Origin of the sequence: Helicobacter vulpis (genome assembly GCF_003660395.1) — a bacterium.
GTDB lineage: Bacteria > Campylobacterota > Campylobacteria > Campylobacterales > Helicobacteraceae > Helicobacter > Helicobacter vulpis.
Genome location: NZ_QXQT01000010.1, coordinates 35,639 through 61,909 on the forward strand (window position 1 = coordinate 35,639; position 26,271 = coordinate 61,909).

Here is a 26,271-nt window from a genome sequence, read left to right on the forward strand (position 1 = left end):
CATTTTCTCAACGCACATCTCCTACTTGTGTCAAGGTCTCCCCCAAACTCTCTTCTAATAATGCGGTGATGTCTACATACTCCATCTTGGCTTGGGCAAGGGCGATGAGCGCGTCCATGTAGGAGTTTTGATAGATCAAGTACTCAAATAGCCCGATTTTCTGGGCTTCATAGGCGATACGCCCCTTTTCCATCAAGTCTCTCTTATTGTCAATGGCTTGAATTTGGATGCGCATATAGCGTTCTTTGGTTCTGAGTTGTTGGAGATAGGCGTTGGCGTTGATACGGATATTGCGCTTGGTCACTTCATTTTGCGCGCGCGCCCCATTTTCTAGAGCAAGAAACTTGCGTTTGAGATGAATGTTCTTAGGGGTTACGGGCAAGGGGATGCTAAACTCCATAGAAAGATTGGTCGCTGAGTTATAGCTCTCAGCCCCAAATCCAAATTCAAAGTTATGAAACACATCGCGGTTGGCTAGTTTGGCATTGACGCGGTAGTCTTTAGCACTCAAATCCAACACCTCCACATACAGCGAACGATTTAAAATACGCTCGAGCGCATGCGCGCCCAAGTGTACATAATCAAATTTGAGCGCGGGGATCTTGATGGCGCGCAGGGGGTCTAAAAAGGCGCTAAAGGGTACATCGCCCTCTATGGGATCTACAATGGCCAATAGCGTGTGCAAGGTTCTCTCTTGATTGATGATGAGGGTTTCAATATTGATCTTAGCTAACTTGGATTCTAAGTAAGAATTCTTGAAGTTGATATAGTCTTTTTCAGACATGCTCCCCGCGCTCACCTTGCTTTTAGCCGCACTGAGTTCTTGAAAAAAGATATGCTCGCGTTGGGCGTAGATTTTGTGCTTTTCAATGTTGAGAATGTAGTTTAAATAGAGTCGTTTGGCCCCAATAAAGGCAAGATTACGGCTCAATTCGTAACTCTTGCGGTACTGCACATTTTTAATAGAGAGGGAGCGCGCCAACAAGCGGCTAACCCATGGGAGCTTGGGCTTGATCATCAAAACCGTACGGGGCTGGGCTTCGGCAATGCCTTGATAGTTGCGCACCACAGAGGTTTCGTTAGAAATGAAAGGAAAATCCCACGCATTGGTGGATTTTTGCTCCTCTAAAAGACTGATGAAGTCGGCTTTTTTGGCGATCAACTCTAAAGAGTTGTGCTCCACGCGCTTGAAAAATTCTTCTAGGGAAAAGGTACGCGCGTCCAAAAAACAGAGCAATAGGGCGCATAAAAAGGCAACCCGCACTCTAAAGTTCTTTAATGTCTGCCACACCCAAAAATTCATGGTAAATCAAGTGAAGCAAGCCTTGGCGGTTGTGTTGGGTTTGTAAACAGGGGTCGTTCACCAGGACCCGATCAAAAAAGCACTCTAAGGGGTCTTTGAGCAAAGATAGGGCGTTGAGCTTGTCTAAAAAATCACCAAACTCCATGCGCGCTACATGCGCGTAAGCATGATAGAGCGCGTGTTCACTGGGGTCTTTAAACAGGGTTAAATCCACTTGTGAGGGGGTGTTGCCCTGCGTAATATTAGCCACGCGTTTAAAAATTGCCACCAATTCTAGGGCGCGATCTTGATTGAAGAAGGCATGCAATGCCTGCACCTTGCGGGCGATCTCGCATACTCCATAGGCATCGCTGTGCAACGCCTTAAGCCCTTTGAGCACGGCTTTATAGAAGGTGGGGTTAAAATGGGCAATTTGGGAGGCGAGCACATGGATAAAGCGCTCTAGCATGAAATCTCTGAGTGTTTCTAGATCAAAGGGGGCATAAGCACCTGCTAGAGCTTGCACATGCGTGCGCAGATTGAAATCCAAGTTGTAATGCAAACAGATTCGCAAAACTCCATTAGCCGCACGCCGCAGGGCAAAGGGGTCTTTGGATCCGGTGGGGATCTTGCCTATGCTAAAAAGGGCGAGCAGGGTGTCTAATTTGATCGCCAACGCGCCCAACGCGCTCAGTAAGGTAGAAGGTAGGGGGGTGTTTTCACCTACGGGCAGGTATTGTTCTTGAATGGCCGTGCACACGGCCTGGTCCTTCAAGTGGTGGCGTGCGTAGTAAGAGCCCATCACCCCCTGCAATTCAGGGAATTCATAAACCACTTCGCTACATAAGTCCGCTTTGGCTAGGGCTAGAATCTCTTGAAGTGTGGGCTGCGCGCTTGGCTGGTATTGATGGGCTAACCATGTCGCGATGTGTTGCTCGCGTTGCACCTTATCTTTCAAGCTCCCTAAGCCTTGCACAAAGGCGATCTTTTCTAAATTTTGCGCGATCACACTCCATTCTAGGGATTGTTTGAGATCGTTTTGATAAAAGAACACCGCATCGCTCAAACGCGCTTTGAGCACCTTTTCATTGCCCGCGATAATCTGGCTAAAATCCCCATGTTCTAAAGGGGTGTTGCTCACCACCACAAAGGCGTTATGCAAGGATTCGCCCTTAAAGACAGAAAAATAGCGTTGGTGCTCCTGCATAGAGGTGCTGATGATCTCAGGGGGCAAGCTTAAGAATGTGGAGTCAAAGCGCCCATAAAGGGCGGTCGGGTAAGAAGTGATGGCAATAATTTCTTCTAGTAGATTTGCATTGATCTGCACGCGTACCCCATGTTCTTGCTCTAGGGCGTGGATTTCTTCTAAGATTTTGGCGCGCGTTTGGCAGGCTCTAAGATCACCCCGCCCTCTTGTAAGACTTCAAAATAACGCGCGATATTGGGCGTAGGGATCCATGCAAAGCTGCGCGCAAAATGCAATTTTGTACATGCCTGTGTCCCACAGCCATAAGCGCGCGCGCAAAGAGGCATTTCTAAGGGAGTTGTGCCCATAATGGCGCAAATATTGTGAATGGGGCGGATAAAACGATCCTGAATAGAACCCCATGCCATGCTTTTGCCAAAATCTAGGGCGTGCAAGAAATCTAATACCATTTGGTCTAAAAGGGCGGGGGTGGGAATGGGGGGGGTGGTGGTGGTGGCGTAGAGTACTTGCTTGTGATTCTTGGTGGTGGTGGCTAGTAGGGGGGGAAGCCCTAATTTGGTATAGAATTTCTCCCCAATCGCATTGAGTACCCCCTCTTTTGTGCCAATCTCTAGGGGGGGTCCAAAATGGGCGCATGTTTTAGCAGGCGTGTGGGTGGGAAAATGGGGCGTGTAGAGTACAAGACGCGTAGGGGTGTAGAAAAGTTCAAACACCGCTTTTAAATCGTGCTGGGCGACAAGATGATCCCATTTATCCAACATACGGGGCAATTCTTGCAACAGCGCACCAGCGGGCATTTCTTCGGTTAAAATCTCAACGAGTACCGCTTGGCTCAAACACGCTCCTAGGGGTGGGCTTAATAGAATTCTTAAGACGAGCTATAGTATCATAATAAGCCTTAGGTAAAAAATATTTGATGAGGTTTGGGTATGGAAAGAGCGCGTGGGGGGTTGTGGTGGGCTGTAGTGGTGGGCGTACTAAGCACTGTGGGGTTGCTCCGTGCAGAAAAAGTTGATCTGGCTGAGTGCAACGATCCGCTCAAATTCAACGATCAACAAAAGCGGATCATCGTCTACGCCTATCGCTATGGCTTTAAGCAGGATTTGGGTTATGAGTTGGCCGCCATCGCGTGGAAAGAATCTTGTGCGGGGATGTATCGGGTGAATTTTGGCGATCCAAGCGCGGGCATTTACCATGCCTACATCCCTAGCGTACTCAAACTCTACAATGAGCGCGACACGCGTTTTATGCAGAATGTCTATGGGGATTTGCTCATCCGCGACAAGGCTTTCGCCTCTAAAGTGGCGTTGGATATGCTAGTGAGTTGGCGGCGCACCCACAAGGGGGATTTGAAGAATATGATCAAGTCTTACCACAAGGGCTTGCGCTGGCAGAAAAATGACTACCTCAACCAAAGTGCTAATGAATACTATCAAGACATTTTAGCTAAAATCAAGGTCCTTCAAAGCGTGATGCCCACTCTCCAGCAAAGCGTGGACGCTGATAAGAAATTTGAAAAGCGCACGACCTATGCCCAAAGCGAGGTCCGCCCCCTAGAAATCCACCCCAAACCCAAGCCCAAGAGCACCCCTAAGAAGCACTATACCCCCCCTAAGACCCACCACAAGAAAACCCCTACCCACACCCAAAAACCTAAAGAACATGTCTACAAATCAAACTCTCAAACCCCGCACAAGAAGCGCAAAGAGGACGACTCTATCTTCTTGATGCAAGAAGCCCCGGTGTTCTAAATGCAAAAGACTTTACTCATTATCACCGATGGCATTGGGCATAATCCTTCTTCTCATGCCAATGCCTTTTACCATGCTAAAAAACCCGCTTACGATTGGATGTTTGCCAATTTGCCCCATAGCTTATTAAAGACACATGGCCTGAGTGTGGGCTTGCCAGAGGGGCAGATGGGCAATTCTGAAGTGGGGCATATGTGCATTGGAGCGGGGCGCGTGCTCGATCAGGATTTGGTCCGGATTTCTAAAGCGTTTGAACAAGAACTCATTGAGGACAATCCCGCGTTTCAAAGTGTGGCAGAACATGCGAGCGTAGTGCATGTACTAGGTTTGATGAGCGATGGGGGGGTGCACTCTCACATCAACCACTTAATGGGCATGGCATTGCTCTTAGAGCGCATGGGCAAACAAGTGTGGTTGCACTTGGTGAGCGATGGGCGCGATGTCCTGCCCACCAGCGCGCTAGAGTATTTGGCCTTAGTAGGGGGTATTTGCAATGAGCGCATCCACATCGCCACACTCTCAGGGCGTTTCTATGCGATGGATCGCGACAAGCGCTTTGAGCGCACTCTAAAAGCCTATGAGAGCATCGCGCATGCCAAGAACAAGAGCGATCTAAGCCCTGAAGCCTATGTCGCGCACATGCATGCCCGGGGCGTTATGGATGAATTTATTGAGCCGGCCAGTTTTGGGGCGTATGCGGGCATGTTTGATGGCGAGGGCTTGATTGTGATCAATTTTCGCAGCGATCGGGTGCGCCAAATTGTGCAAGTTTTAGGCGGGGACTTAGACCCCTTTGAGGGGCTCTCAGAGTGCGGTGCGGGCGCGCCAGAATTGTTAATTGCCACCATGACCGCTTATAGCGCGGCTTTTAATTACCCGGTGCTCTTCCCCAAAGAAGAGGTTAAAACCACCTTAGCCAAGGTGGTTTCAGAGGCTGGGTTGAGCCAAGCCCACATCGCCGAAACGGAGAAATACGCCCATGTGAGTTTCTTTATCAATGGGGGGTTAGAAGCCCCCTTTGTGGGCGAGGAGCGCATTTTAGTCCCCAGCCCCAAAGTAACCACCTATGATCTGCGCCCTGAAATGAGCGCGTTAGAAGTGGGGGAGGCGGTGCGCGCATGCATGCGCAAGGGCACGGATCTCATCATCGTCAACTTTGCCAATGGGGACATGGTGGGGCATACGGGTAATTTTGAGGCGGCGGTGCGCGCGGTAGAAACGATCGATGCGCAATTGGGCGCGATCTTGCAACTCGCCCAAGAACTCCATTACGCCATGCTTTTGACCAGCGATCATGGCAATTGCGAACAAATGCGCGATGAGAATGAGGCGATGCTCACTAACCACACCACCTATGAAGTCTATTGCTTTGTGCTAGGGCAGGGGGTTACCCACCTTAAGGGCGGCGGGCTGAATAATGTCGCTGCTAGCGTGCTCAAATTGCTAGGCTTACAGATTCCAGAAAGCATGGACGCGCCGTTGTTTTAGGGTTTTGCGTAGTGCCATTAAAACCCCGTTGGGTAGATTTTGATAAGAACGCGCATTAGTATTAAGGAGTGCAGATGTCGGGCAAGGCTCTTTTATTTAGTCCATGGCAGATCAACGATTTGAGTCTTAAAAACCGCGTGGTGATGGCTCCGATGGATCAATACAGCGCGCAGGATGGGTATATTAACCAGTGGCACACACACCACTATATTAGCCGTGCCATCGGACAGGTGGGTTTGATCATTGTAGAAGTGGCGGCGGTGTGCGCAAATGGACGGATCGATCCGGGCGATTTGGGTCTTTATGAGGAGGGGCATGTAGCGGGTTTAGCAGGAATCGTAGAACAATGCCATAGCCACGGCTCTAAGATAGCCTTGCAAATCGGGCATGCGGGCAGAAAGGGGATATTAAAAGACACACAGCTGTTAGCCCCCTCAGCCCTACGCTTCAATGCCCAGTACGCTCTGCCTAAAGAAATGGATCAAGAAGACATTAAACAGGTGATTTCTGCTTTTAAATTAGCCGCCGTACGTGCCAAACACGCCGGCTTTGATGCCCTAGAAATCCACGCCGCCCATGGGTATTTGATCAGCAGCTTTCTCTCTCCTTTAACCAATCAAAGAAGCGATGCCTATGGCAAAGATCGCGCCCTATTCTTGCAAGAAGTACTAGAGGCCATTAAAGAGGCGGTTGATCTGCCTCTCTTATTGCGAATCTCTGCTCATGATTATCACCCAGAGGGCAACACTCCTGAAAAAATGGCACAACTTTTAGAACCCCTAGATGCTCTTTATGACGCTTTAGATGTGAGTTCTGGTGGCGTGGTGGAAGCACCCATCAAGGTGTATCCAGGCTACCAGCTCTCCAGCGCGCAATATTTGAAAGAGACTTTAGGTAAACCCACTATCGGGGGTGGGGCGTTAGAAGAACCCAAAATGGTCCAGAAAATCATCGCGAGCCAAGTTGTGGATGCGATCTATCTAGCCCGCGCGCTCTTAAAAAACCCTTTTTGGTGCTTTAATGCCGCCTTAAGCTTAGGGCAAGAGATCGAGATTCCTAAGCCCTACGCTAGAATGGTGCACTTGTAAGCACTGGAAACCTTTGTACGCAGAATTAATAGTTTAAAGTTTCAGCTGTCTTTAAAAGAACGATGCGGAGGTTAATGTAGTGAGCGGTGGTCTTTCTCTATATGATAAAGGTTGCTTTGGTCGCATAGATCTAAATTTTGTCAGTCAGGGTATAGAAGCCCTGTGTAGGATCGCCCAAGTGCAACGCCGATATCATAAGCTGGATAGCGATTCCCTCTTAAACGAGCTCAGAGACAGCATGGTGGCGTTGCATTTGGGCTATGATTGTATCAATACAGACAAACATGGATTGGACGCGCGAAAAAGCCAAAGTGTAGAGTTTTTAGAGATCAAGCAGGTTTCTTTTTCTAGCCAAAGTTGGAGTGCCACCTTCAACGACACGACTTTAGAAAAAGCACAGGTATTTAAAGACCCTAGAACGACTTTAGCCGTAGGGGTGTGGGAATCGATTGCCGACCTTTTGTTCATTGTCTATGGACAACATAGAAATATAGGAGACTATCTAGAGCGCAAATTCATAGAGTGTAAACAAGCGCAGAGACGATCCACGCAAACCCTTAGTCTCTCCAAACTGCTTAAGGAGTATGGATTTTACATTAAACCCATTATCAGCGCGCAGAAATGCCAAGATTTGCTGGCAAACAAATATGGCAGTTGTTTTAGAGATCGTTTTAGAGACGACTAATGCAACATAAGGTCTTCATGATGGATGCGCTAGATTGCTTGGCGCGCCTAGAAAGCCAAAGCGTGCAGACTATTTACATCGACCCGCCTTACAACACCAGGGGCGCATTTGAATATCATGATTGTCGTGGAAATTATGAGGCTTGGATCAAGGAGCACTTGCAAGCAGCTAGGAGAGTATTAAAAAGTCAGGGCTGTTTGTTTGTTTCCATTGATGATCACAAGATGGCAGCACTCAAGCTCATATTAGATAGCATTTATGGCGCGCAAAATTTCTTAGGGGTTTTCATCACCAAACAGGCCACTAGGAGCAACGCTAAACACATTAACACGATTCACGAGTATGTCTTGAGTTATGCGAAAGATAAAAGTAAGGCCCCCCCTTTTGAGAGTTTAAGAGTGCAGATGCCCATGTATCAAGCTCCTTTGAACGCCCTCATGCGCTGTGTGAAAGATGCCTTTAAAAAGCATGGGCAGCAGAGAGCCCAAGAGATTTTAAAACAGAATATTGCCACCTTAAGCCAGCAAAGCGGGTTTCGCTTTTTAAAGAATTATAATCTGGTGGATTGTGTGGGTGAAATCTATTTTGCTAAAGATTTGTCCACGCCCAGCGCGCCCAGAGAGGTTCACTTAGCAGAGATCGGGCTTTTCCTAGCCCCTTTAAAGAGCAGAGGATGGTGTAGCGATGCGAAGTTTAAAGCGTTGTACCATGCCGGCAAGCTTGTGTTTAGAAATAAACGCCCCTATGAAAAACACTACCTTAGAGAATCTAAAGACAAGGTGTTAAGTGTGCTGGATTTTTATAGCCGACAGGGCACAAAAGACTTAGAAAGGCTAGGTTTAGGCAATGTGTTCAAAGCCCCCAAGCCCGTTGCGCTCATCAAATATCTAATCTCTTGTTGTACGCCTAAAAATTCGATTGTACTAGATTTCTTTGCGGGTTCTGGCACCAGCGCGCAGGCCGTTCTAGAACTCAATGCACAAACAGATGCCCAGCTTTGCTTCTGCCTTTGCCAAAACAAAGAACCCATTAGAAATAACCCGCATGCCTGTGCGCGCCTAAGGGCTGAAGGCCTAGAACCCCACATTGCCAATATCATGCGCTTGCGCTTGCAACAATTAAAAACTTCTTATAGCCTGTTTGAAAACACTTCACCCAAGACCCCCTGCGATGCCATGGAGTCGCTTACAGATGTGCGGGTTTGAGTAAAGCACCAATCTCGTTAGTGGCTTCGCTAGTCTTATTAGCCAATTTGCCCACTTCATCGGCCACCACTGCAAAACCCCGCCCGTGTTCGCCCGCGCGCGCGGCTTCAATGGCGGCATTGAGTGCGAGCAAATTGGTCTGTTTGGCGATACTGTCGATCTTAGAGATGATTTGGGCAATGTTGTTCAAACTCTCTTTAGTTCTATGGTTAAATTCCTCCTCCTTGGCATAAAACTCCGCCTGCTTTTTCTGCGCTTCAATATTGGACAACACGCCCACGATACGCCTCGTGTATACGCCCTCCACTTCCTTGCTGATCCCGGTGGCCTGAAATTCATACGTATAAAATTGCTGGTTGTCGTGATGCTTGAGCGTGAGTTCTAATTTCACAGGATCGGGAGTCTTATGTAAGGCTAGGCTTTTGGCGATCTCTTCTAAGGTGCTTAAGAATAAGGGTTGGCTTTCTTTAGACAAACAAGAGAGGAGAGATTGCAACGAAGGGGGATGTTGACTCCCCACGACTCTTGTCCCCAAACGCGGGGAAAACCAACAAGGGTTATTAGCAGAGAGCAAGTTATCTTCTTGCAAGCGCAGATCAAAGATACGATCAGAGATAAGGGAGAGAGACAGGGTAAAGCGTTCTACGATATTGTCTAATTCCTCTTGACTATGTATTTGGGCTTCAATGTCTTGCAGGGCTCCGGCAATGAAGATGGGATCTCCCTGTGTGTTGCGCTTGACTAGCCCGGTGGCTCGATAGTGTTTATAAATGTCTTGTTTGGTCCTGATGCGATAGACAAGATTGTAGTTAATCTTCCCGCTCCTATCTTTAAGCGCGCTCTCAAAGAGAGCCGAGACACGCGCCGTGTCTTCAGGATGTACCCTTGCCATCCAGGAGCTTAGTACATTGGGAAACTCCGCTTCAGAGGAAAAACCCAAGAGGTTTCTAAGCTTATCAGACCAATAAAAAGGGGTATCTGGCTTTATGACACCATCGCTAGGGTAGTGCATGTACCACAATCCATCCCCGCTGGCTTCACACATGTTCTCAGCGATGTAAAGGCGTTTGTCAAGTGTCTCCAAGTCTTTAGCTTGTTCTTGTATACGTCTTTCGTTCTCTTGCTGGCGTTCTAGTTGCGCGTTTTGCTTGTCAAAAATTTGGGTTAGAGCCTCTAATACCTGCTTGGCTTCAGGGCAGGGGGTGGGGAGAGCCAAAAGTGCGCGGAGATCTAGGGGGTTTTGGCGCAAAGTAGTGGCCAAATTTTGCAAAAATAACACATAGGGCTTTGTAAACATTTCATCTCCTTTACTAGGGTTAATCCTAAAATCGCTTCTTAGCGTCTCCCATCTCTTAACTCTAACACTCTTAAGAGTAGCGGTAAGAGATTATAGCTAGGGCGGTAATACAGGTGATTGGCGTGCATGGCCTGATCCACACTCTGCAACAGATCTAAATCTAGGGGGATCGCGCTTTCTTGCAGGGCAAATAAGAAAGCCTGAATTTGGAGTTTGGCATCTTCAGGGTTTAGAGCCTTTTTGTCTAAATCTTGCAAGTAGGCGTAGACAGCAGTTAAATCACAAGTGTTTAGGTCTAAACAAAAGCGTTCATGACAGGCCCTAGTGCGCCGATCTTGGCAACTCAGGCGCGAGAGAATTGTGGGTAAAAGCGCGTGCCTGTGTTTAGCGATGAGCACAAAACGCGTATTTAAAGGGGGTTCTTCTAAAATCTTGAGCAGGGCGTTTTGGGCAAAGACATTAAAATGGTGTGCAGCAATGATGTAGATCTTCTGCCCGGGGTAACCCAACACACAAGCACGTTTGATCTCTTGGGCATGTTCTATTTTGAGTTCTTCCTCTATGCAGGATTGTATCCATAAGGGGCTTTGTGCGTGCGCTTCTAAAGCCGCTCTATATTCTAGGGCCTCTTGTTTAGGCGCGTTAGCAAGAATTAGGACACTGCTCATTCTAAACCCAATTGCCCCAACATGCTTTCAAATAGCACACTTTCAAACACCCGGTAAAGCTGGAGCAATTTGAGATCCAATAAAGGATCTTGTGCGCGCAACAAGCCATCTTCAGTATCTAACAACCATAAAAAATGTGCCTTGCTAGACACCCATTTGCTTAAATCTCCTCCCTTGCCCACGTACCAAAACATGTAATTGCGGTATGTCAAATCCAAGAGATCGCTCACTAAAGGCCACTCCTGCGTGTCTTGTAACAAAGAAGGATACCCAAAGAAGCCATCGACAATGGGCACAAGGGGGCGCAATTTCTTAGCGTTCAAGTGCGCCAACACGTAGTGTTTAAACCAAGTGCGTTCTTTGTCTACACATAACAACACACTCCCACCCTCCAAAATATGGCGCACACTCTTAGAAAACTCTCCCCAGTCATAGGACTGAAACCATGCGCGTCCTAATTTCGCGTGTTGCTCTTGTAAAATTTGGCGGGCACGACAGGCTAACTCCATTATAATTCTAACTTAAAGGCTTTGTGTAAAGTTTTTAAGGCAAGTTCGGCTAGAGAAACGTCCACCACTACTGAAATCTTGATCTCGCTGGTGCTGATCATTAAAATGTTAATATTCTCCTTGGCCAATGCTTTAAAAGCCGCGCTGGCAATTCCAGAGTGTGAACGCATGCCCACGCCCACCACGGACACCTTGGCTACCTGGCGATCGCACTCTACAGAACCGATGTCGCGCACATTCTTTAGCACTTGTTGACAAATCTCCACATCCTCTTCAGGTAAAGTGAAATTGATATTGGTCTTGCCATTTTTTCCAATAGTTTGCACGATCATATCAATATTGAGATTAGCTTCAGCCAATAATCCAAAGATTTCCCCAGCGATTCCGGGGTAATCGCACGCATCAATGATATTCACCCGCGCCTGATCCTTGTCTAGGGCGATGCCACTTACAATGGGTTTTTCCACAATTTGCTCCTCTGAAGTGATGAGAGTACCCGGATTGTCGTTAAAAGAATTGCGCGTGATGAGAGGGATATTGTATTTCTTAGCCAATTCTACGGATCGATTAAACAACACCTTAGCCCCCATAGAAGCCAACTCTAACATCTCATCGTAACTAATTTGGGCGATCTTACTCGCTTTGGGTACAATGCGCGGGTCGGTGGTGTAAATGCCATCTACATCAGTATAAATTTCACAAAGTTGGGCGCGTAAAGCCCCCGCCAGTGCCACCGCGCTCAGATCGCTCCCCCCCCGCCCTAATGTGGTGATCTCCCCGCTCTTGCTCACTCCCTGAAAACCTGCCACCACCACGATAAAATTCTGTGCCAGCAAATCTCGAATGCGCGTGGCATCTATTTCTAAAATTTGCGCGCGCGTGAAGTGTACATCGGTAAGAATCCCTGCGTCCCTGCCGCTTAAGGAATATGCCTTTTGCCCCAATGACTCCAAAGCGATTGCCAAAAGCGCGCTAGAGATCTGCTCACCGCTGCTCAATAAGCGATCTAACTCTCTGCGATTGAGTTTATTGCCAAAAGCATGCGCGAGCTCCAATAGGTCGTCTGTAGTGTCCCCCATGGCTGAAACCACCACCACCACGTCTTCAAAACGCATCTTGCTTTGCGCCACCCTTTGGGCTACAGCTTGGATACGCGCACAGCTCCCTACACTGCTACCCCCAAATTTTTGCACCACCAACACTTACAAATACCCTTGTTGTCTGAAATAGCCAATGACTTGGCGGTAAACTTGGCGTTTGAAGTGCACAACCCTAGAAAAGAGCTCTCTAGGCTTGACAAATTCGTAGCGATCAAATTCTGGGGAGGAGGTTTGGATATTGATAGAAGTGTTGCTCTTGAGGCGCACCAAAAAATAGCGTTGCTTTTGTCCATCAAAGGGGTAAAGCTTTTTGGTCATCGTGGGAGGGAAGTCGTAGGTGATCCACTTGGGATACTCGGCAATCACCTCTACTGCGTTAGTGCCAATCTCCTCTAGCAATTCGCGATACAGAGCTTTGAGGGGGGTCTCGCCCTGATCGATCCCCCCTTGAGGGAATTGCCACGCCCCCTGAATATCAATGCGCTGGGCGACAAAAAACTCGCAATCCCTAGGATAACAAGAAGAGAGCACCACAGCAGCTACATTGGGACGATAACTCTTTTGCGTGTCCATGTGTGATCCTTTATCAGTGCTACAAAAGCACCAAGCTAAGAGATTATAACACACAGGCCTAAAGTGCAGATAAACCCCCCTCAAGTCCATCTACTTTTTAAGGGTAGGAATATACTTTGCTAGCACTTCAATATCTGCATCGCTGAGATTTTTAGCTTGGCTATGCATGATCGCCCCGGAGCCATAGCGATTGAGTGAACCCGCCTTATAGCCCATCAAATCCTCTTTGATGGTAGCACTGTCCAAAGTGTTCACCACATGCCCCTTTCCAAAGGCCTTTTTTTCCATAGAAGCCCCGTGGCAGCCCGCGCATTTCTTGATCAACACCGCTGGATCCGCCCCCCAAAGCAAACTCAACCCTGCGAGCGCGCCCAAAAAAACCACTTTTTTCATAGCCAACTCCTTACCAAGATATGCCATAATGGTATTATTTCAAGGATTAAGCCATGCTTAAAACTAGCCACACTCCCCCTAAAAGTCTTTATATCCATGTCCCTTTTTGTCAAAGCAAATGCGGGTATTGCGCCTTTAACTCCTTTAGCGGATTAGACGTGCTCCAAGACAGCTATGTCAAGGCACTTTGTCAGGATATCAGCGCATCGTTAAAGGGGGGATGTCTGGAATCTATTTTCGTTGGAGGAGGCACGCCCAACACCCTCACAATCCGACACTACGCAGAGATATTTGACACCATCGCCAAGCACGCCTATCTAAGCCCTCATATCGAAATCACCCTAGAAGCTAATCCGGATTTGGTGTCTTTAGAGTGGTGCAACGCGCTTAAGAGTTTTGGGATGACGCGTTTGTCCATAGGGGTACAAAGTTTTTTAGAGTCCAAGTTGCGCTTTTTGCAACGCGATCACAGCTGTGCAAATGTCTATAGAGCCCTAGACTTTGCTAGACAAAGCGGCATCGCGCACTTGAGCATTGATCTCATCTATAACACTCCTTTAGACACCCCCCAAAGTCTAGAACAAGAAGTCGCTCAGGCCAGTGCCCTACCCATTGATCATCTTTCTGCCTATAGTCTCACATTAGAAGACAATACAAGACTTGCTGACACTTCTTTAGAAATCTTGCCCCGTCTAGATGCGCACATGAAAGCGTGTTTAGGCATGAAGGGGTTTATACAATACGAAGTGTCTAATTACGCTAGAGATTATCAATGTTTACACAATTTGGGCTATTGGCAGGGTTTAGAGTATATGGGTTGTGGGGCGGGGGCGGTGGGGCGCGTGGGGCAAACACGTCTCTACAAGCTTAAAGATGTCAGGAGCTATATTGCCAACCCCATACACGCACGGCTGGAGCAATTGCGCATAGAGGATATGAACTTTGAAGCAGTTTTTTTAGGCTTGCGCTGTACTTTGGGGGTCAACACTGCCCTACTTGCACCAGAGAAAGTTAAGACTTTACTAGAAGAGAAGGTTTGTTATCTGCAAAGAGATCGCCTCGTCGCGCGAGACTTTTTTCTAGCAGACGAGATCGCTCTGTGGCTGAGCCACTAGAGCTTAAAAAGCTAAGTCAAAAGGCGCAAGATATTTTGTTGCACAGTGTTAGCCTGACTCATCGCATAGCTACCAGATTGTGCCAAGATGTTGTTCTTGCTGAAATTGGCACTTTCTTGGGCGAAATCCACATCCCTGATTTGAGACTCAGCGGCTTTTACATTGACTTGGGTGATGGTGATATTGTTCACCGTGCTCACCATTTGGTTTTGCACAGAACCCAAATCAGAGCGCACTTTGTCAAGCATCTTTTGCGCCGACTCTGCAATATCCATCACCACCATCGCCCCGCGCAAGGTGGTTACCCCAGAACCTAGAGTGAGGTTTTCAGCTGCAAGAGTCTTATTGTAGTTAGCCCCAGAGGCCGAACGCACCGCTTGGTTAAATTCCCCAAGCACATCCCTAAGGTTGACTGTGGTGCTAGCAGGTGCGCCTCTAGCAAACCCGATCGCCGCATAACCTGCAGACGCGCTCACATTGGCCCCAGAGACGACCAAAATATCCCTAGCGTCCTGTCTGACTAAAGAAAGCCGTCCGAAGTTTAAAGACCCCTGGGTGATGTTCTGCCCTCCGTTCAAAGTGTCCAAAGCCAAGCCTTGCGCGTCTACATTGCTGGATTTTGCCTTGATATTGATGCCACGCCCATCGATGCTACGGAGGTTTAAACGCCCCACAGAGTCGGTATAGGCCTCCACACCAGTTTGAGCGGTTACCGCGTTCAAAGCGGCCACCAAACGCCCATCGCTATCATTCTTTTTAATGCCAAGGATATTGCCGATCTCCACGCCATTGACCACCAAACTACTCAAGCTTCCAGACTTGATTGCGCTATCAGAAGTGGTGATGACATTGGCGTTAGCGCGCACCCCAGTCGCATTAGAGTTTTTATTAATCACCTCTGCTAACACGCCAAGCCCTGTACCCGCGCTTGTAGAGATTTTCACACTCTCCAAAGACACATCGTGTACACCATCTACCTGTTTAAAGGTTAGAGCCACCTCACCGGCTGCGGTGATATTTTGCCCGGTAACGATCTTGACTTGACCAATCTTATCAGAAGTGGCCGCACCAATGCTCGCCTTGATGGTCTCGTTGGAATATGCCCCTACTTGGAATTCCTTATTGGAAAACATTCCAGACAACAACGTTTGCCCATTATAGGAGGTCGTGGTACCAATATTATCCAAACTCTGGATCAGGCGGATAATGTCTGCTTGCAACGCCTTCCTAGACTGGGCGTTCTGCCCATCCTGAGCGGCCTGTGTGGCCTTTACTTTGATATTGTCTAAAATCTTGATCTGCTCGTCCATCGCCTTATCTGCGATCTGTATGATCCCCATACCATCATTGGTGTTAGAGATCGCCTGCCCCAAACTCTTAGCTTGCGAACGCAAAGAATCCGCGATAGTCATCCCTGACGCGTCATCAGCAGCCTTGTTGATCCGCAAACCCGAACTCAAGCGTTCAAGCGATTCTCTCAAATCGCGCTGTGTAACCAACCCAACGGCATGGGCGTTTAACGCATTGATGTTCGTATTGACCTGAAATGCCATAATAACTCCTTGTTAGTCTAACCTAAAGCGTCCCTGCTTTGGTGTTCTTATATCGGTTATAATTGAAAATTATAAACCCCCGTACTAAGCAAAAGCCCCACAACGCATCAATTTTTCATAGCGCAAGGCTAAAAAATCTTGCTCTTGGATCAAGGGAAGTTGGGTAAGAAAGTAGTTTTTAATGGCGCGACTGGCTTCAAGCTTGTCACGATGCGCCCCTCTTTGGGGCTCTAGAATAATATCATCAATGAGCTGGGCTTGTTTGAGATCGTTGGGGGTGATTTTCATGGCTTTGATTGCCACCTCTGCCTTGCTGGGGTCATTCCACAAAATCGCCGCGCACCCTTCTGGGGAAATCACGCTAAAGACAGAATACTCCATCATGGCCAAGCGATCTGCCACGGCGATCGCCAACGCGCCCCCACTGCCGCCCTCACCAATGATGATAGAAATCGTGGGCACTTTGAGCGCGGCAAATTCTTGTAAATTTTTTGCAATCGCCTCGCTCTGCCCCCTCTCCTCAGCCCCAATTCCCGGATAAGCCCCAGCAGTGTCTACTAACATCAGAATGGGTAAATTGAATTTCTCGGCGAATTTCGCGCTCTTGAGGGCCTTTCGATAGCCCTCTGGATTAGGCATGCCAAAATTACGCCTGAGTTTGTTCTTAGTACCCCGTCCCTTTTCTTCGGCGATCACCACTACTGCTACTCCGTCAATCTTACCAATGAAACTCACGATGGCCTTGTCATCGCTAAAGTGGCGATCTCCAAACATCTCATAGCGATCTTCTAAAATCAACTCTATATAATCCATCGCATAGGGGCGATCAGGGTGGCGGGCAAGCTGCAAGCGTTGGTAGTCCGTCAGGCTAGTGTACACGCTCTTAATCTCTTTGCTCAAACGCTTTTCTAAAATATCCTGCGCGTCCGTATCGCCCCTGATGGATGCCATCTCAATGTCATCCTGAATCCCCTTAATGCGATTCTCAAAATCTAGATAAACTGCCACACTTAAACCTAAAGAGATTTAAAAACCACCACCGCGTTGGTGCCTCCAAAGCCAAAAGAGTTGCTCATGACGGCCTGTAGTTTGGATGGGCGCGCCTCATTGGGGATATAGTCCAAATCACAACCCGGGTCCCGAACCTCTTGGTTGATGGTAGGAGGCATCACCCCTCTTTGGAGTGCCATTAAAGAAATAACTGCCTCAAGCGCACCGGCCGCGCCTAAGCAATGCCCAATCTGTCCCTTAGTGGAGCTCACGGGGGGGACATTCTCCCTCCCCCCAAAGACATTTTTCAAGGCAATCGTCTCATAGAGATCGTTGTAGCTAGTGCTGGTGCCATGCGCGTTGATATAGCCCACTTTCGCGCCATGCTTACTAGCCATCTCTAGGGCACACCTCATAGCGCGGTAAGCCCCCTCACCATTAGGGGCGGGCGCGGTGATATGGCTAGCATCCCCGCTTTCTCCATAGCCCACCAACTCCGCGACAATCTGCGCCCCGCGCTGTTTCGCGCTTTCGTATTCCTCCAAGATCAATGCCCCAGCCCCCTCGCCCATCACAAACCCATTGCGCCCCTTGTCAAAGGGTCTGGACGCTTTTAAGGGCTCTTCATTGCGGTTAGACAAAGCGCGGATAGAGGCAAAGCCTCCAATCCCCACAGGGCAAATCGTGGATTCTGCGCCTACCACAAGCATGCGATCGGCCCCGTCCAAGAGTATGGTTTTATACGCCTCAATGATGGCATGCGTGCCCGCCGCACAGGCGGTTACGCTAGAGACATTGGGCCCTTTAATGCCGTATTCAATGGAGACAAATCCTCCAATCATATTTACTAATGCGGAAGTAATAAAAAAAGGATTAACTTTTCTAGGCCCCTTGTCATAGCAGTAAATTGAGTTGGCCTCAATATTGCCCAAACCCCCAATCCCAGAACCCGAACTCACCCCCATCCTGGTGGCAAAAGATTCTGGGCACTTGCCCTCCACTAGAATATGACTCTCTGCCATTGCCTCTTGACTGGCTAACAAGGCCAGCTGGATAAAACGGCCTGCTTTTTTAACATCCTTGAGATTCATGACAGAGGCGGGATCAAAATCCGTGATTTCAGCAGCAATTTGTACAGGAAAGCCCGTTGTGTCAAAACAGGAAATCTTCTTAACCCCACATTTCCCGCGCACAATGGCATCAAAAGCAACTTCTTTATTCAGCCCAAGGGCGTTCACCATGCCCATGCCCGTTACTACAACCCTACGCAACAACTCTCCTTTATAGCCAACGCGCCGAGACTAACGCGCCACTACGCTAGTTTATGCTCTTCAATAAACTTAATCACATCACCAACGGTTTTGATCTTCTCTGCCTGATCGTCAGGAATGTCAATCCCAAACTTTTCCTCCAAAGCCATGATTAGCTCCACCACATCTAGAGAGTCTGCGTTCAAATCCTTAATGAAGTCCGCTTCTTCTGTCACTTGAGAAGCGTTCACATTCAATTGCTCCACAATCACCGCCTGAATTTCCTCGAACAACGCCATGAAATCTCCTACTTAAATTTGCAATTAAGCCAGAATTCTAGCCTAAAATCGCTTCAGCAACCTTAAATGGTTACTTGTGCTCCAACACATCTACAATCCGATATAGGAAGTAAATGATCACTAACAACAAGATTAAAAACACCCATTTCATTGTTTCTCCTTTAAGATGGATTCCCCCGCCTACATATACAATCCGCCATTGACCTTAAGCGTTTCACCTGTGATATAGCTAGCCAAATCACTCAACAGAAAGGCCACCGCCCCAGCCACCTCTTTAGCTTCACCTAAGCGCGCTAGAGGAATGTTTTTCAGATAGTCAGCTTTGAGCGCATCATCAAGCCCGGCACTCATGTCTGTGGCAATGAAGCCCGGGGTTACGCAATTGAAGCGCACATGGCGCAAAGCCCCTTCATAGGCAAAGGACTTAGTCATGGAAATCACCCCACCCTTGCTCGCTGCGTAATTAGTCTGCCCCAAATTTCCCTTTTCAGCGATCACCGAAGAGAGATTCACCACGCTCCCAAACCTTTGCTTGCTCATCACTTTCAAGGCCTCGCGACAACCCACAAAGACCGATTTCAAGTTTGTTTCAAGTACGCGTACAAACTCCTCCGTTTTCATGCGCACCGCTAGCTTATCCAAGACGATCCCAGCATTGTTGACCAGGTAACTCAAGCCTCCATCGCTATCTACAATGGTCTTAACCCCCTCTATAAATTCCTCCTCGCAAGTTACATCAAACTTGACTAAAGCCGCTCGACCCCCCAAATTTTCGATCTCCCCCTTTAGAGTGTCTGCACCCTTGTGATCAGCGCGGTAGTTAATCCACACCTTCAGGGGTTGACTGTCTCGATTGCGATACCCCCCCAGCAAAAGCGCGATCGCCCGCCCAATCCCGCGGTTAGCCCCGGTTACTAGTACATTATGCCCGCTGAATTCCACGACACCCCCTAGAGTTTAGACTCATAACGCCTAAGCATATACAAACGCTTCAAAATCTTCTTTTTGGCGTTGATCTTTTGCTTTTTGCGTTTTTCGGTTTTAGATTCAAAAAAGCGCCGCGCGCGACACTCTGTTACGACTAAATTACGATCAGTCTGTTTTCTAAAACGCCGATAAGCCTCATCAAAACTATCGCTTTCTCTTACCTTAATCCCGGGCATGCTATCACCTACTTTCTTGCTAATTTGCGCGATCTTAACAAGTTTTTGTAAAATTTAACCTAAAATTGCACAAATTCTGTTATAATGGGCGTTTTGGGTGCTCATAGCTCAGCTGAATAGAGCAACAGGTTGCGGTCCTGTAGGTCGGGGGTTTGAATCCCTCTGAGCACACCACTTCCGCAATTTAATATCCCTGATCGATCATCGCATCTGCGACTTTTCTAAACCCAGCGATATTAGACCCTAACACCAGATTTGTCGGGTCGCCAAACTCTTGGGCAGTCTGCGCGCTGTTTTCAAAAATTTCTTTCATAATGGTGCGCAACTGGCGATCGACCACTTCAAAGCTCCAAGGATACATGCTCGCATTTTGTGCCATTTCCAACCCACTCACAGCCACCCCGCCCGCATTAGCCGCCTTGCCCGGACCATAGCAAATTTTAGCCTGTAAAAACATTTCCGCCGCTTTAGTGCTAGAGGGCATGTTGGCCCCCTCCACCACACACTTGCACCCATTGTTTAAAAGAGTTTGCGCGTCTATTTCGCTGAGTTCATTTTGGGTTGCGCTGGGGAAAGCTGCAAAACAAGGTACACTCCATACGCCATTTGTGCCACTCTTATAATTCTTGGCATCTGTGTACTCCGCGCTGCGCTTATGTTGGGCATACTCCTCAATGCGCCCTCCCCTTCCCTCTTTAATTTCTTTGAGCAAGTCCAGATCAATCCCCTCTTTATCATAAACCATGCCCTTAGAATCACTAGCGGTTACAGGGATAGCCCCCACTTCATAGAGTTTTTCAATGGTGTAAATCGCCACATTTCCGCTTCCAGAAATGCTACACACCTTACCAGCCAAGTCCTCCTTCCTAGCCCCTAGCATTTCTTGGGCGAAATAAACACAGCCATAGCCGGTTGCCTCTTTGCGGACCAAACTCCCACCCCAATCTAAACCCTTACCGGTGAACACTCCATCAAAACGATTCACCAATTTCTTGTAACGCCCAAAGAGATAGCCGATCTCGCGCGCCCCCACTCCAATATCCCCGGCAGGTACATCGGTGAGCGCGCCAATATGGCGGTACAGCTCGTCCATAAAGGCTTGACAAAAACGCATGATCTCCGCATCGCTCTTGCCCTTAGGGTCAAAATCACTCCCCCCCTTAGCACCCCCCATGTTTAGCGTGGTGAGCGCGTTTTTAAAGATTTGTTCAAAGCCTAAAAACTTAATAATACTTTCATTCACGCTGGGGTGAAACCTCAATCCTCCCTTATAAGGCCCAATGGCGGCGTTAAATTCAATCCGACAACCCCGGTTGACTTGAATCCTCCCGGTATCGTCCATCCACGCCACGCGGAAAAAAATCTCGCGATCGGGTTCTACAAGGCGTTCTAAAATGGCATGCTTTTGATAAATGGGGTCTTTGAGTACAGGGGCTAGAGAGTGTAACAACTCACTAACGGCTTGGTAGAACTCGCGTTGATGAGGGCAGGCCTTCTTAATTCTGTCTAAAACTTGGGTAGCGTACATGAGCGTCCTTTAAAAATAATAATGCTATGTTACAAGAAAACCCTTAATGGAATGTCATGGACGCTTATCAGTACAGCGAATTACTCAAAGAACTTGAAAGCAAGTGCCAGAATGTTGCCCAAATTATCAAACCTGAGCAATTACAAAGCGCGCTAGAGACTCTAGAGTCCCAACAGGCCGATCCCCTCTTTTGGCAGGATCAAGAACGCGCCGCGGCCAAAAACCAAGAAAAGGCCAAGCTAGAACGGCTTTTAGACACATATCAGAGTACTAAAAACGCTTTGCTGGAAGCGCGCGAACTCTTTGAACTGGTGCAAAATGAAGACCCTAGCACTCTTGCCCAACTCTTTGAAGACGCGCCCAGTTTGGAAGCGCGGGTACAAAGCTTAGAAGTGGGCGTGATGTTGGCCAATGCCCATGATGGGCGTGATGCCATTGTGAGTATCCAGCCGGGTGTGGGGGGAGTGGAGAGTCAGGATTGGGGGAACATGCTCTATAGGATGTATTTGCGTTGGGCCGAGCGCAAGGGCTTTAGGGTAGAACTTTTGGACTATCAAGAGGGCGAAGAGGCGGGGATTAAGGGGGTTGCCTTTATCATTAGAGGGGTGAATGTCTATGGTTATATGAAAAATGAAAATGGGGTACACCGCCTTGTACGCATGTCGCCCTTTAATGCTAATGGCAAACGGCATACCAGTTTTGCTAGTGTACAGGTGAGTCCAGAAGTGGACGATGATATCGATATTGTGATTGAAGACAAGGACATTCGAATCGACACCTACCGTGCCAGCGGGGCGGGTGGGCAACATGTTAATAAAACCGAATCGGCCATCCGCATCACCCATTTTGCAACGGGCATTGTGGTGCAATGCCAAAACGATCGCAGCCAGCATAAAAATAAAGCGATGGCGCTCAAAATGCTCAAATCCCGTCTTTACGAATTGGAATTGCACAAGCAAAGAGAACAAAGCAGTACAGAGGAAAAGAGCGAAATTGGTTGGGGACACCAAATTAGAAGCTATGTCCTAGCCCCCTACCAACAGATCAAAGACGCGCGCTCTGAAATCGCCTATAGCAATGTGGAAGCGATTTTAGATGGGGACTTGGATGCGATCATGGAGGCCGTGCTCGTCTCTAAAGCGCAATAAGCTAGACGCAAAAAGTCTTTAGCTATAATTCGGGCCAAATTCAAGGAGAGTGAATGACGCAAGAAGAATTGGATGCCTTGATCAATGGGGGGGGGTTGGAGGCAATGGAGCCTTTAGACAAGGAAGCAGAGCGTAGCGAAGAGATGGCGCGCTCTAAGGAAGAAAAAGAGAAGGGTTGGAATGATACCTACGAACACTATAAGGTGGATAAGAAGAAGAGCGAAAAATATGGCAAGATAGATTCGGAAGAATGGCCTCCCCCTCCTCCCACTGAAGAACATAAGGTAGTCCACCAGCTCGATGATGTTACGCGCGATTCAGAGGTGAAAGCAACCCAAGTTTTTGACCAGCTGGATTACATTAGCGCGAGCTCAGAAAACATCATCAAAACCCTCAATAAAATTAAAGCCCCCTTGCAAAAACATTTAGAGATTTTTGAAACCCTAGCACAAGCTTTTCCCTTGATTCGCACTTTCCAAACCTCCTTAGAAGAGACTCAAGAGATCTTAAAGGGCATCGAACGCATTCAAGAAAGCGCAGAGGGGTGCTCAGATAGCGCGATGCAGGCGATGGATATTATGCAATTCCAAGACATCCACCGCCAAAAGATCGAGCGGGTGATCAATGTCATGCGCGCCCTCACGCAATACATGAATTCCCTCTTTGAGGGCAATATTGAGGATTCTAAGCGGGTCAGCTCTGCCTCTTATATCATTGGCGATGATAGCGAGAGTGTAGCCAGTGAGAGCGATATTGAGGCGTTGATCGCCGCTTTCGGAAAGAAGTGAGCCCTTGTGTGCCTATAGAATTGCTGGCCCCTGCAGGTAATCTGCACAAGCTCAAAATCGCCCTAGATTATGGCGCGGACGCGCTTTATGGAGGCTTGGGGCAGTTCTCTTTGCGCAACCGCGCCTCTAAGAATTTTGATTTAGAAAGCTTTAAAGAGGGTGTCGCACTCACTCATGCGCGGGGCAAGAAATTTTATGCCACTTTGAACGCCTTCCCCTTTAACTCCCAAATCAAACTCTTAGAGGAACATTTATACAAACTCGCCGATTGCAAAGTAGACGCGCTCATCATCGCCACGATCGGCGTGCTCAAACTCGCCCAAAAACTCACCCCCCACATCCCCATCCACCTCTCCACCCAAGCCAATGTGATGAATGTGCTGGACGCGCAAGCCTTTTATGAAATGGGGGTTAAGCGCATTGTGGTGGCTAGAGAAATGAGTTTAAACGATGTGCTAGAAATCAAAAAAGCCCTGCCGGATTTGGAGCTAGAAATCTTTGTACATGGGAGCATGTGCTTTGCCTTTTCAGGGCGTTGTCTCATCTCAGCTTTGCAACATGGGCGCGTGCCCAACCGGGGGAGTTGCGCCAATGACTGCCGTTTTGACTATGAATACTATATCAAGAACCCCGATACCGGCGTGATGATGCGCCTTGAAGAAGAAGAGGGGATAGGGACGCATATTCTCAATGCCAAAGATTTAAATCTGGCCAACCACATTGCCACGATTCTAGAGAGCAAGGCCATTAGCGCGTTCAAGATCGAGGGGCGTACCAAGTCTAGCTATTATGCGGCCATCACCACCAAAACCTACCGCACCGCTATAGAAGACTATTATAACAACCAACACCGCCCCGCCCTTTATCAGGCAGAACTTTCCACGCTCAAAAACCGGGGCTTCAGTGAGGGCTATCTCATCAAACGCCCCTATGAAAAACTAGACACCCAAAACTTTAAAAGCGCGATCAGCGAAGGGGATTTTCAGGTCAATGGCGAGGTGTTAGAAAATGGGGAATACTTCTTGTGCAAATTCACCACCAAACCCCATACTAACTATGAAATCGTACTGCCCTATAAAGCAGAACTAGCCCCTATGTTCAATGAGATTGGGAAAATCTACACCTTTGAGGGAAAACACTATCTGTGTTTGTACAAAATCTTGCTTCAAGATGGGAGAGAATTAGAGGCTATCCATAGTGGCAACACCCACCCGGTTAGACTCCCCACCAAATTACCCCCCCATAGTTTTTTGCGTACTAAGAGTGCCCCTTCAAATTAGCGCGCCCATCTTGTTTTTAAAGATTCTAAAAGAGGTGTGTTGCAGTGTTTTTGATCGCATTCTCCCTGCTTCACAACTTTTAAAAAGGCGGTATGTTACAATAAGTCTATGCTGAGGTTTTGCGCTCTTTTTTTGTGGGTCTGTTCTTGGGCATTAGCCCACCCCCTTGCTTCGTACTTGGATGGGGGGTTTTTCTCCTTTGGGATGAGTCTTGGGGGGGGCAACTCTGTAGAGAGTGTACGCAGCGTGCCCAGCGATAATGCGCAAAAAATGCAAGCCTACCACAAAGAGCTCCAAGACTACAACAACACCATCGCCCAGCTCCAAGCCAACCAAGCCCAGACCATCGCCCAGCTCAAAGCCCTAGCCCAGCAGCTCCAAAAGCTCAACCCCAATTCTATCGCGCTCCAAAGTCTGTTGGCAAAAATTGAATCTGCCATCGCCAACCCCAGCGCTGATCTCAACCAAATCACTACCAGCGTCCAAGACTACGAAAATTATTTGGCCAATATCCTTAAAAACTACCAAGCCGCCAACCAAAACCTAGTGTCCCAAGCCCAAAACGCGCTCAAGAGCTACCAGCAGGCTCTAGGCCACTCCACCAGCCAAAACCAAGTCATTTTGCAAAATGCGATCAAAACCTTTGATTCTTACAACACCCAGATCGCCCAGGTGGCTAAAGAACTAGGGGTGCCCTACACCCCCCTAGCCCTCCCCCCCCTCTTGCAAGGCAATATCTCCGATCTCAGCCCCGCGCAAGTGAGTCAGGCGATCTCCACCCTTAGCGATGACATCAACCACATGATTTCTATTGTGAGCGGGGATATTCAAGGACTGAGCAAGGCCAATCAAAAAATCGCCCTTGAGAACGCCAACAAGCTCTCCACGCTCACCAATGCAAAAAACACCGCCATTAGCCAAGCCTTAGCCCAGATCACAAGCATCACCCAGACCGTGGGGCGCGCCTTTCATAACCAATGGGTCAATTACGCCAATGGACAAACCTTTTTTCTCAACAACGCCTCTATTGCTAAACAGGGATATATCAATGCGGGCGACACCTGCGTGTTTGACATCATCATCAATAACCAAGCGAGCTCTATTAACAATTGTGGCTACGAGGGGGGGACAACTGGTGTGCTAAATAGCTTTACAAGTGCGGCAAGCAAATACGGCCTAACCCCTCAACAAATTTGGAACACCCTTTTTAATGTCGCCGAGCTCCAAAAAAATGTCTACATCGGCCCTTCTAACTGCTCTAGAGGGGATTGTAGCGGTGTAAACCCCAAAACAGCCATAGCGGGCATGCAGAACTTTTTTAACTTTATGAATGGCTATGTGGGGGAGGCTGGCTTTGAGGGCAATTTCACTAATTCTAAGATGTACACCACGATAAGTACGGCGCTCAACAATGGCAATTTTAGCGCCGCGACCACCTTAGTGGACGCGTATGTCAACACCTTTGTACCCGACATGCTCCAAACCTTTGTACTCAACCCGGTGTGGCTGATGAGTTTAGTGCCCGGGGCACACACACATACTGGCCCCCCTGCGACCCCCTCGGCTTCTCAAAAGAACGAAGTTATTTCAAAGTGGAATAGCCCTAATGTGAAATACTGCTACGATTCGCCAGCCATTGGTTTGGATTTTTCACAGGGCTATGCGGTGTGTGGGTATAACTGGTGGGCGCAGGCGATGTTTATGGGCTATTTTGGCTGGTTGAGCAACCAAACCGGCGCGCTGGAGAGCACCCTCCAACAACAACTCCAAGCCCTGCAGGGCAGCAGTGGCGCCATCGCTAACGCCACGGCTGCCACCAACGCCCTCAATAGCTTTAAACCCCAAAACACCTACCCCATCCCCCCCCACCGCCTCTATCCCCAACACCCCCACCTCTCGCGCCCCCCACCC

General features: G+C 48.3%; 22 protein-coding genes, 1 tRNA gene and 4 pseudogenes. 11 read left to right on the forward strand and 16 right to left on the reverse strand.

The window, feature by feature from the left end; all coding sequences use genetic code 11:
- Positions 1–7: 7 nt before the first annotated feature.
- Both EAO38_RS04700 and glyS read right to left on the reverse strand, forming a co-directional pair.
- Entirely contained in the window at positions 8–1,303 is a 1,296-nt protein-coding gene (locus tag EAO38_RS04700) for a TolC family protein (RefSeq protein ID WP_121021593.1), read from the reverse strand.
- Positions 1,266–3,286 (reverse strand): annotated as a pseudogene (gene glyS, locus EAO38_RS04705) (glycine--tRNA ligase subunit beta). Before glyS ends, EAO38_RS04700 begins: the two are co-directional and overlap by 38 nt.
- A gap of 132 nt (positions 3,287–3,418) precedes the next feature.
- Between glyS and EAO38_RS04710 the strand changes: the two are divergent.
- The 5 genes from EAO38_RS04710 (at position 3,419) to EAO38_RS04730 (ending at position 8,706) form a co-directional block, all read left to right on the forward strand.
- On the forward strand, positions 3,419–4,240 hold the full coding sequence (locus EAO38_RS04710) for a hypothetical protein (RefSeq protein WP_121021595.1): 822 nt from the start codon (positions 3,419–3,421) through the stop codon (positions 4,238–4,240).
- Positions 4,241–5,728 (forward strand): 2,3-bisphosphoglycerate-independent phosphoglycerate mutase, encoded by a 1,488-nt coding sequence (gene gpmI / locus EAO38_RS04715; protein ID WP_121021598.1) that lies wholly within the window; start codon positions 4,241–4,243, stop codon positions 5,726–5,728.
- A 74-nt stretch (positions 5,729–5,802) separates the two neighbouring features.
- Positions 5,803–6,816, forward strand: coding sequence for an oxidoreductase (locus EAO38_RS04720; RefSeq protein WP_121021600.1), 1,014 nt, complete (start codon positions 5,803–5,805; stop codon positions 6,814–6,816).
- 79 nt (positions 6,817–6,895) lie between these two features.
- Positions 6,896–7,501, forward strand: a complete 606-nt coding sequence (locus tag EAO38_RS04725) for a hypothetical protein (protein ID WP_121021602.1) — start codon at positions 6,896–6,898, stop codon at positions 7,499–7,501.
- Positions 7,501–8,706, forward strand: coding sequence for a DNA methyltransferase (locus tag EAO38_RS04730; RefSeq protein ID WP_121021604.1), 1,206 nt, complete (start codon positions 7,501–7,503; stop codon positions 8,704–8,706). Before EAO38_RS04725 ends, EAO38_RS04730 begins: the two co-directional genes overlap by 1 nt.
- Here the strand turns inward: EAO38_RS04730 and EAO38_RS09465 are convergent.
- The 7 genes and pseudogenes from EAO38_RS09465 to EAO38_RS04760 form a co-directional block, all read right to left on the reverse strand.
- Positions 8,702–9,226, reverse strand: a pseudogene (locus tag EAO38_RS09465) (methyl-accepting chemotaxis protein); the annotation flags it as partial. The gene EAO38_RS04730 and the pseudogene EAO38_RS09465 overlap by 5 nt on opposite strands.
- A gap of 189 nt (positions 9,227–9,415) precedes the next feature.
- A pseudogene (locus tag EAO38_RS09410) lies at positions 9,416–10,003 on the reverse strand (PAS domain-containing protein); the annotation flags it as partial.
- Between the two features lie 38 nt (positions 10,004–10,041).
- Complete coding sequence (locus tag EAO38_RS04740; protein ID WP_121021609.1) at positions 10,042–10,671, reverse strand: DNA polymerase III subunit delta'; 630 nt, start codon at positions 10,669–10,671, stop codon at positions 10,042–10,044.
- A complete protein-coding gene (locus tag EAO38_RS04745) occupies positions 10,668–11,180 on the reverse strand; it encodes a HobA family DNA replication regulator (protein ID WP_121021611.1) in 513 nt (170 codons plus the stop codon). The genes EAO38_RS04740 and EAO38_RS04745 overlap by 4 nt, the downstream gene beginning before the upstream one ends.
- Positions 11,180–12,382, reverse strand: coding sequence for an aspartate kinase (locus tag EAO38_RS04750; RefSeq protein ID WP_121021613.1), 1,203 nt, complete (start codon positions 12,380–12,382; stop codon positions 11,180–11,182). The genes EAO38_RS04745 and EAO38_RS04750 overlap by 1 nt, the downstream gene beginning before the upstream one ends.
- A complete protein-coding gene (locus tag EAO38_RS04755) occupies positions 12,383–12,853 on the reverse strand; it encodes an RNA pyrophosphohydrolase (protein WP_121021615.1) in 471 nt (156 codons plus the stop codon). It lies immediately after the preceding gene.
- Between the two features lie 90 nt (positions 12,854–12,943).
- Positions 12,944–13,246, reverse strand: coding sequence for a c-type cytochrome (locus EAO38_RS04760; RefSeq protein ID WP_121021617.1), 303 nt, complete (start codon positions 13,244–13,246; stop codon positions 12,944–12,946).
- A gap of 53 nt (positions 13,247–13,299) precedes the next feature.
- Between EAO38_RS04760 and hemW the strand changes: the two genes are divergently transcribed.
- Positions 13,300–14,361 carry a radical SAM family heme chaperone HemW gene (gene hemW, locus EAO38_RS04765; protein WP_121021619.1) on the forward strand — a complete coding sequence of 354 codons (1,062 nt, stop codon included), beginning with the start codon at positions 13,300–13,302 and terminating at the stop codon, positions 14,359–14,361.
- 11 nt (positions 14,362–14,372) lie between these two features.
- On the opposite strand, the gene EAO38_RS04770 is transcribed toward hemW, so the two are convergent.
- The 6 genes from EAO38_RS04770 to rpsU all read right to left on the reverse strand — a co-directional run bounded on the left by EAO38_RS04770 (position 14,373) and on the right by rpsU (position 19,616).
- Positions 14,373–15,914, reverse strand: a complete 1,542-nt coding sequence (locus EAO38_RS04770) for a flagellin A (RefSeq protein WP_121021621.1) — start codon at positions 15,912–15,914, stop codon at positions 14,373–14,375.
- Positions 15,915–15,998: 84 nt separating this feature from the next.
- Positions 15,999–16,922, reverse strand: coding sequence for an acetyl-CoA carboxylase carboxyl transferase subunit alpha (gene accA, locus EAO38_RS04775; protein ID WP_121021623.1), 924 nt, complete (start codon positions 16,920–16,922; stop codon positions 15,999–16,001).
- A gap of 8 nt (positions 16,923–16,930) precedes the next feature.
- Complete coding sequence (locus tag EAO38_RS04780) at positions 16,931–18,175, reverse strand: beta-ketoacyl-ACP synthase II (RefSeq protein ID WP_121021625.1); 1,245 nt, start codon at positions 18,173–18,175, stop codon at positions 16,931–16,933.
- A gap of 41 nt (positions 18,176–18,216) precedes the next feature.
- Positions 18,217–18,453 carry an acyl carrier protein gene (gene acpP / locus EAO38_RS04785; RefSeq protein WP_121021627.1) on the reverse strand — a complete coding sequence of 79 codons (237 nt, stop codon included), beginning with the start codon at positions 18,451–18,453 and terminating at the stop codon, positions 18,217–18,219.
- A 180-nt stretch (positions 18,454–18,633) separates the two neighbouring features.
- Positions 18,634–19,395: a 3-oxoacyl-ACP reductase FabG gene (gene fabG / locus EAO38_RS04790; RefSeq protein ID WP_121021628.1), complete on the reverse strand. Its 762-nt coding sequence runs from the start codon at positions 19,393–19,395 to the stop codon at positions 18,634–18,636.
- An 8-nt stretch (positions 19,396–19,403) separates the two neighbouring features.
- Positions 19,404–19,616 carry a 30S ribosomal protein S21 gene (rpsU, locus tag EAO38_RS04795; protein ID WP_121021630.1) on the reverse strand — a complete coding sequence of 71 codons (213 nt, stop codon included), beginning with the start codon at positions 19,614–19,616 and terminating at the stop codon, positions 19,404–19,406.
- 97 nt (positions 19,617–19,713) lie between these two features.
- On the opposite strand from rpsU, the gene EAO38_RS04800 reads away from it, so the two are divergent.
- Positions 19,714–19,790 (forward strand) — tRNA-Arg (locus EAO38_RS04800).
- A gap of 10 nt (positions 19,791–19,800) precedes the next feature.
- Here the strand turns inward: EAO38_RS04800 and gdhA are convergent.
- Complete coding sequence (gdhA, locus tag EAO38_RS04805) at positions 19,801–21,144, reverse strand: NADP-specific glutamate dehydrogenase (protein WP_121021632.1); 1,344 nt, start codon at positions 21,142–21,144, stop codon at positions 19,801–19,803.
- Between the two features lie 56 nt (positions 21,145–21,200).
- Here gdhA and prfB point away from each other — a divergent pair, with 56 nt between their 5' ends.
- The 4 genes and pseudogenes from prfB to EAO38_RS04825 all read left to right on the forward strand — a co-directional run.
- Positions 21,201–22,292, forward strand: coding sequence for a peptide chain release factor 2 (gene prfB / locus EAO38_RS04810; protein ID WP_121021634.1), 1,092 nt, complete (start codon positions 21,201–21,203; stop codon positions 22,290–22,292).
- A 53-nt stretch (positions 22,293–22,345) separates the two neighbouring features.
- On the forward strand, positions 22,346–23,080 hold the full coding sequence (gene cheZ, locus EAO38_RS04815) for a protein phosphatase CheZ (protein WP_121021636.1): 735 nt from the start codon (positions 22,346–22,348) through the stop codon (positions 23,078–23,080).
- Positions 23,077–24,360: a peptidase U32 family protein gene (locus tag EAO38_RS04820; RefSeq protein ID WP_235852519.1), complete on the forward strand. Its 1,284-nt coding sequence runs from the start codon at positions 23,077–23,079 to the stop codon at positions 24,358–24,360. The genes cheZ and EAO38_RS04820 overlap by 4 nt, the downstream gene beginning before the upstream one ends.
- 204 nt (positions 24,361–24,564) lie before the next feature.
- Positions 24,565–26,271: pseudogene (locus EAO38_RS04825) on the forward strand (hypothetical protein); the annotation flags it as partial.

Coding starts and splice junctions, on each gene's coding strand:
- EAO38_RS04700 (WP_121021593.1), bottom strand. CDS start 1,303: ATGAATTTTTGGGTGTGGCAGACATTAAAGAACTTTAGAGTGCGGGTT.
- EAO38_RS04710 (WP_121021595.1), top strand. CDS start 3,419: ATGGAAAGAGCGCGTGGGGGGTTGTGGTGGGCTGTAGTGGTGGGCGTA.
- gpmI (WP_121021598.1), top strand. CDS start 4,241: ATGCAAAAGACTTTACTCATTATCACCGATGGCATTGGGCATAATCCT.
- EAO38_RS04720 (WP_121021600.1), top strand. CDS start 5,803: ATGTCGGGCAAGGCTCTTTTATTTAGTCCATGGCAGATCAACGATTTG.
- EAO38_RS04730 (WP_121021604.1), top strand. CDS start 7,501: ATGCAACATAAGGTCTTCATGATGGATGCGCTAGATTGCTTGGCGCGC.
- EAO38_RS04740 (WP_121021609.1), bottom strand. CDS start 10,671: ATGAGCAGTGTCCTAATTCTTGCTAACGCGCCTAAACAAGAGGCCCTA.
- EAO38_RS04745 (WP_121021611.1), bottom strand. CDS start 11,180: ATGGAGTTAGCCTGTCGTGCCCGCCAAATTTTACAAGAGCAACACGCG.
- EAO38_RS04755 (WP_121021615.1), bottom strand. CDS start 12,853: ATGGACACGCAAAAGAGTTATCGTCCCAATGTAGCTGCTGTGGTGCTC.
- EAO38_RS04760 (WP_121021617.1), bottom strand. CDS start 13,246: ATGAAAAAAGTGGTTTTTTTGGGCGCGCTCGCAGGGTTGAGTTTGCTT.
- hemW (WP_121021619.1), top strand. CDS start 13,300: ATGCTTAAAACTAGCCACACTCCCCCTAAAAGTCTTTATATCCATGTC.
- EAO38_RS04770 (WP_121021621.1), bottom strand. CDS start 15,914: ATGGCATTTCAGGTCAATACGAACATCAATGCGTTAAACGCCCATGCC.
- acpP (WP_121021627.1), bottom strand. CDS start 18,453: ATGGCGTTGTTCGAGGAAATTCAGGCGGTGATTGTGGAGCAATTGAAT.
- rpsU (WP_121021630.1), bottom strand. CDS start 19,616: ATGCCCGGGATTAAGGTAAGAGAAAGCGATAGTTTTGATGAGGCTTAT.
- gdhA (WP_121021632.1), bottom strand. CDS start 21,144: ATGTACGCTACCCAAGTTTTAGACAGAATTAAGAAGGCCTGCCCTCAT.
- prfB (WP_121021634.1), top strand. CDS start 21,201: ATGGACGCTTATCAGTACAGCGAATTACTCAAAGAACTTGAAAGCAAG.
- cheZ (WP_121021636.1), top strand. CDS start 22,346: ATGACGCAAGAAGAATTGGATGCCTTGATCAATGGGGGGGGGTTGGAG.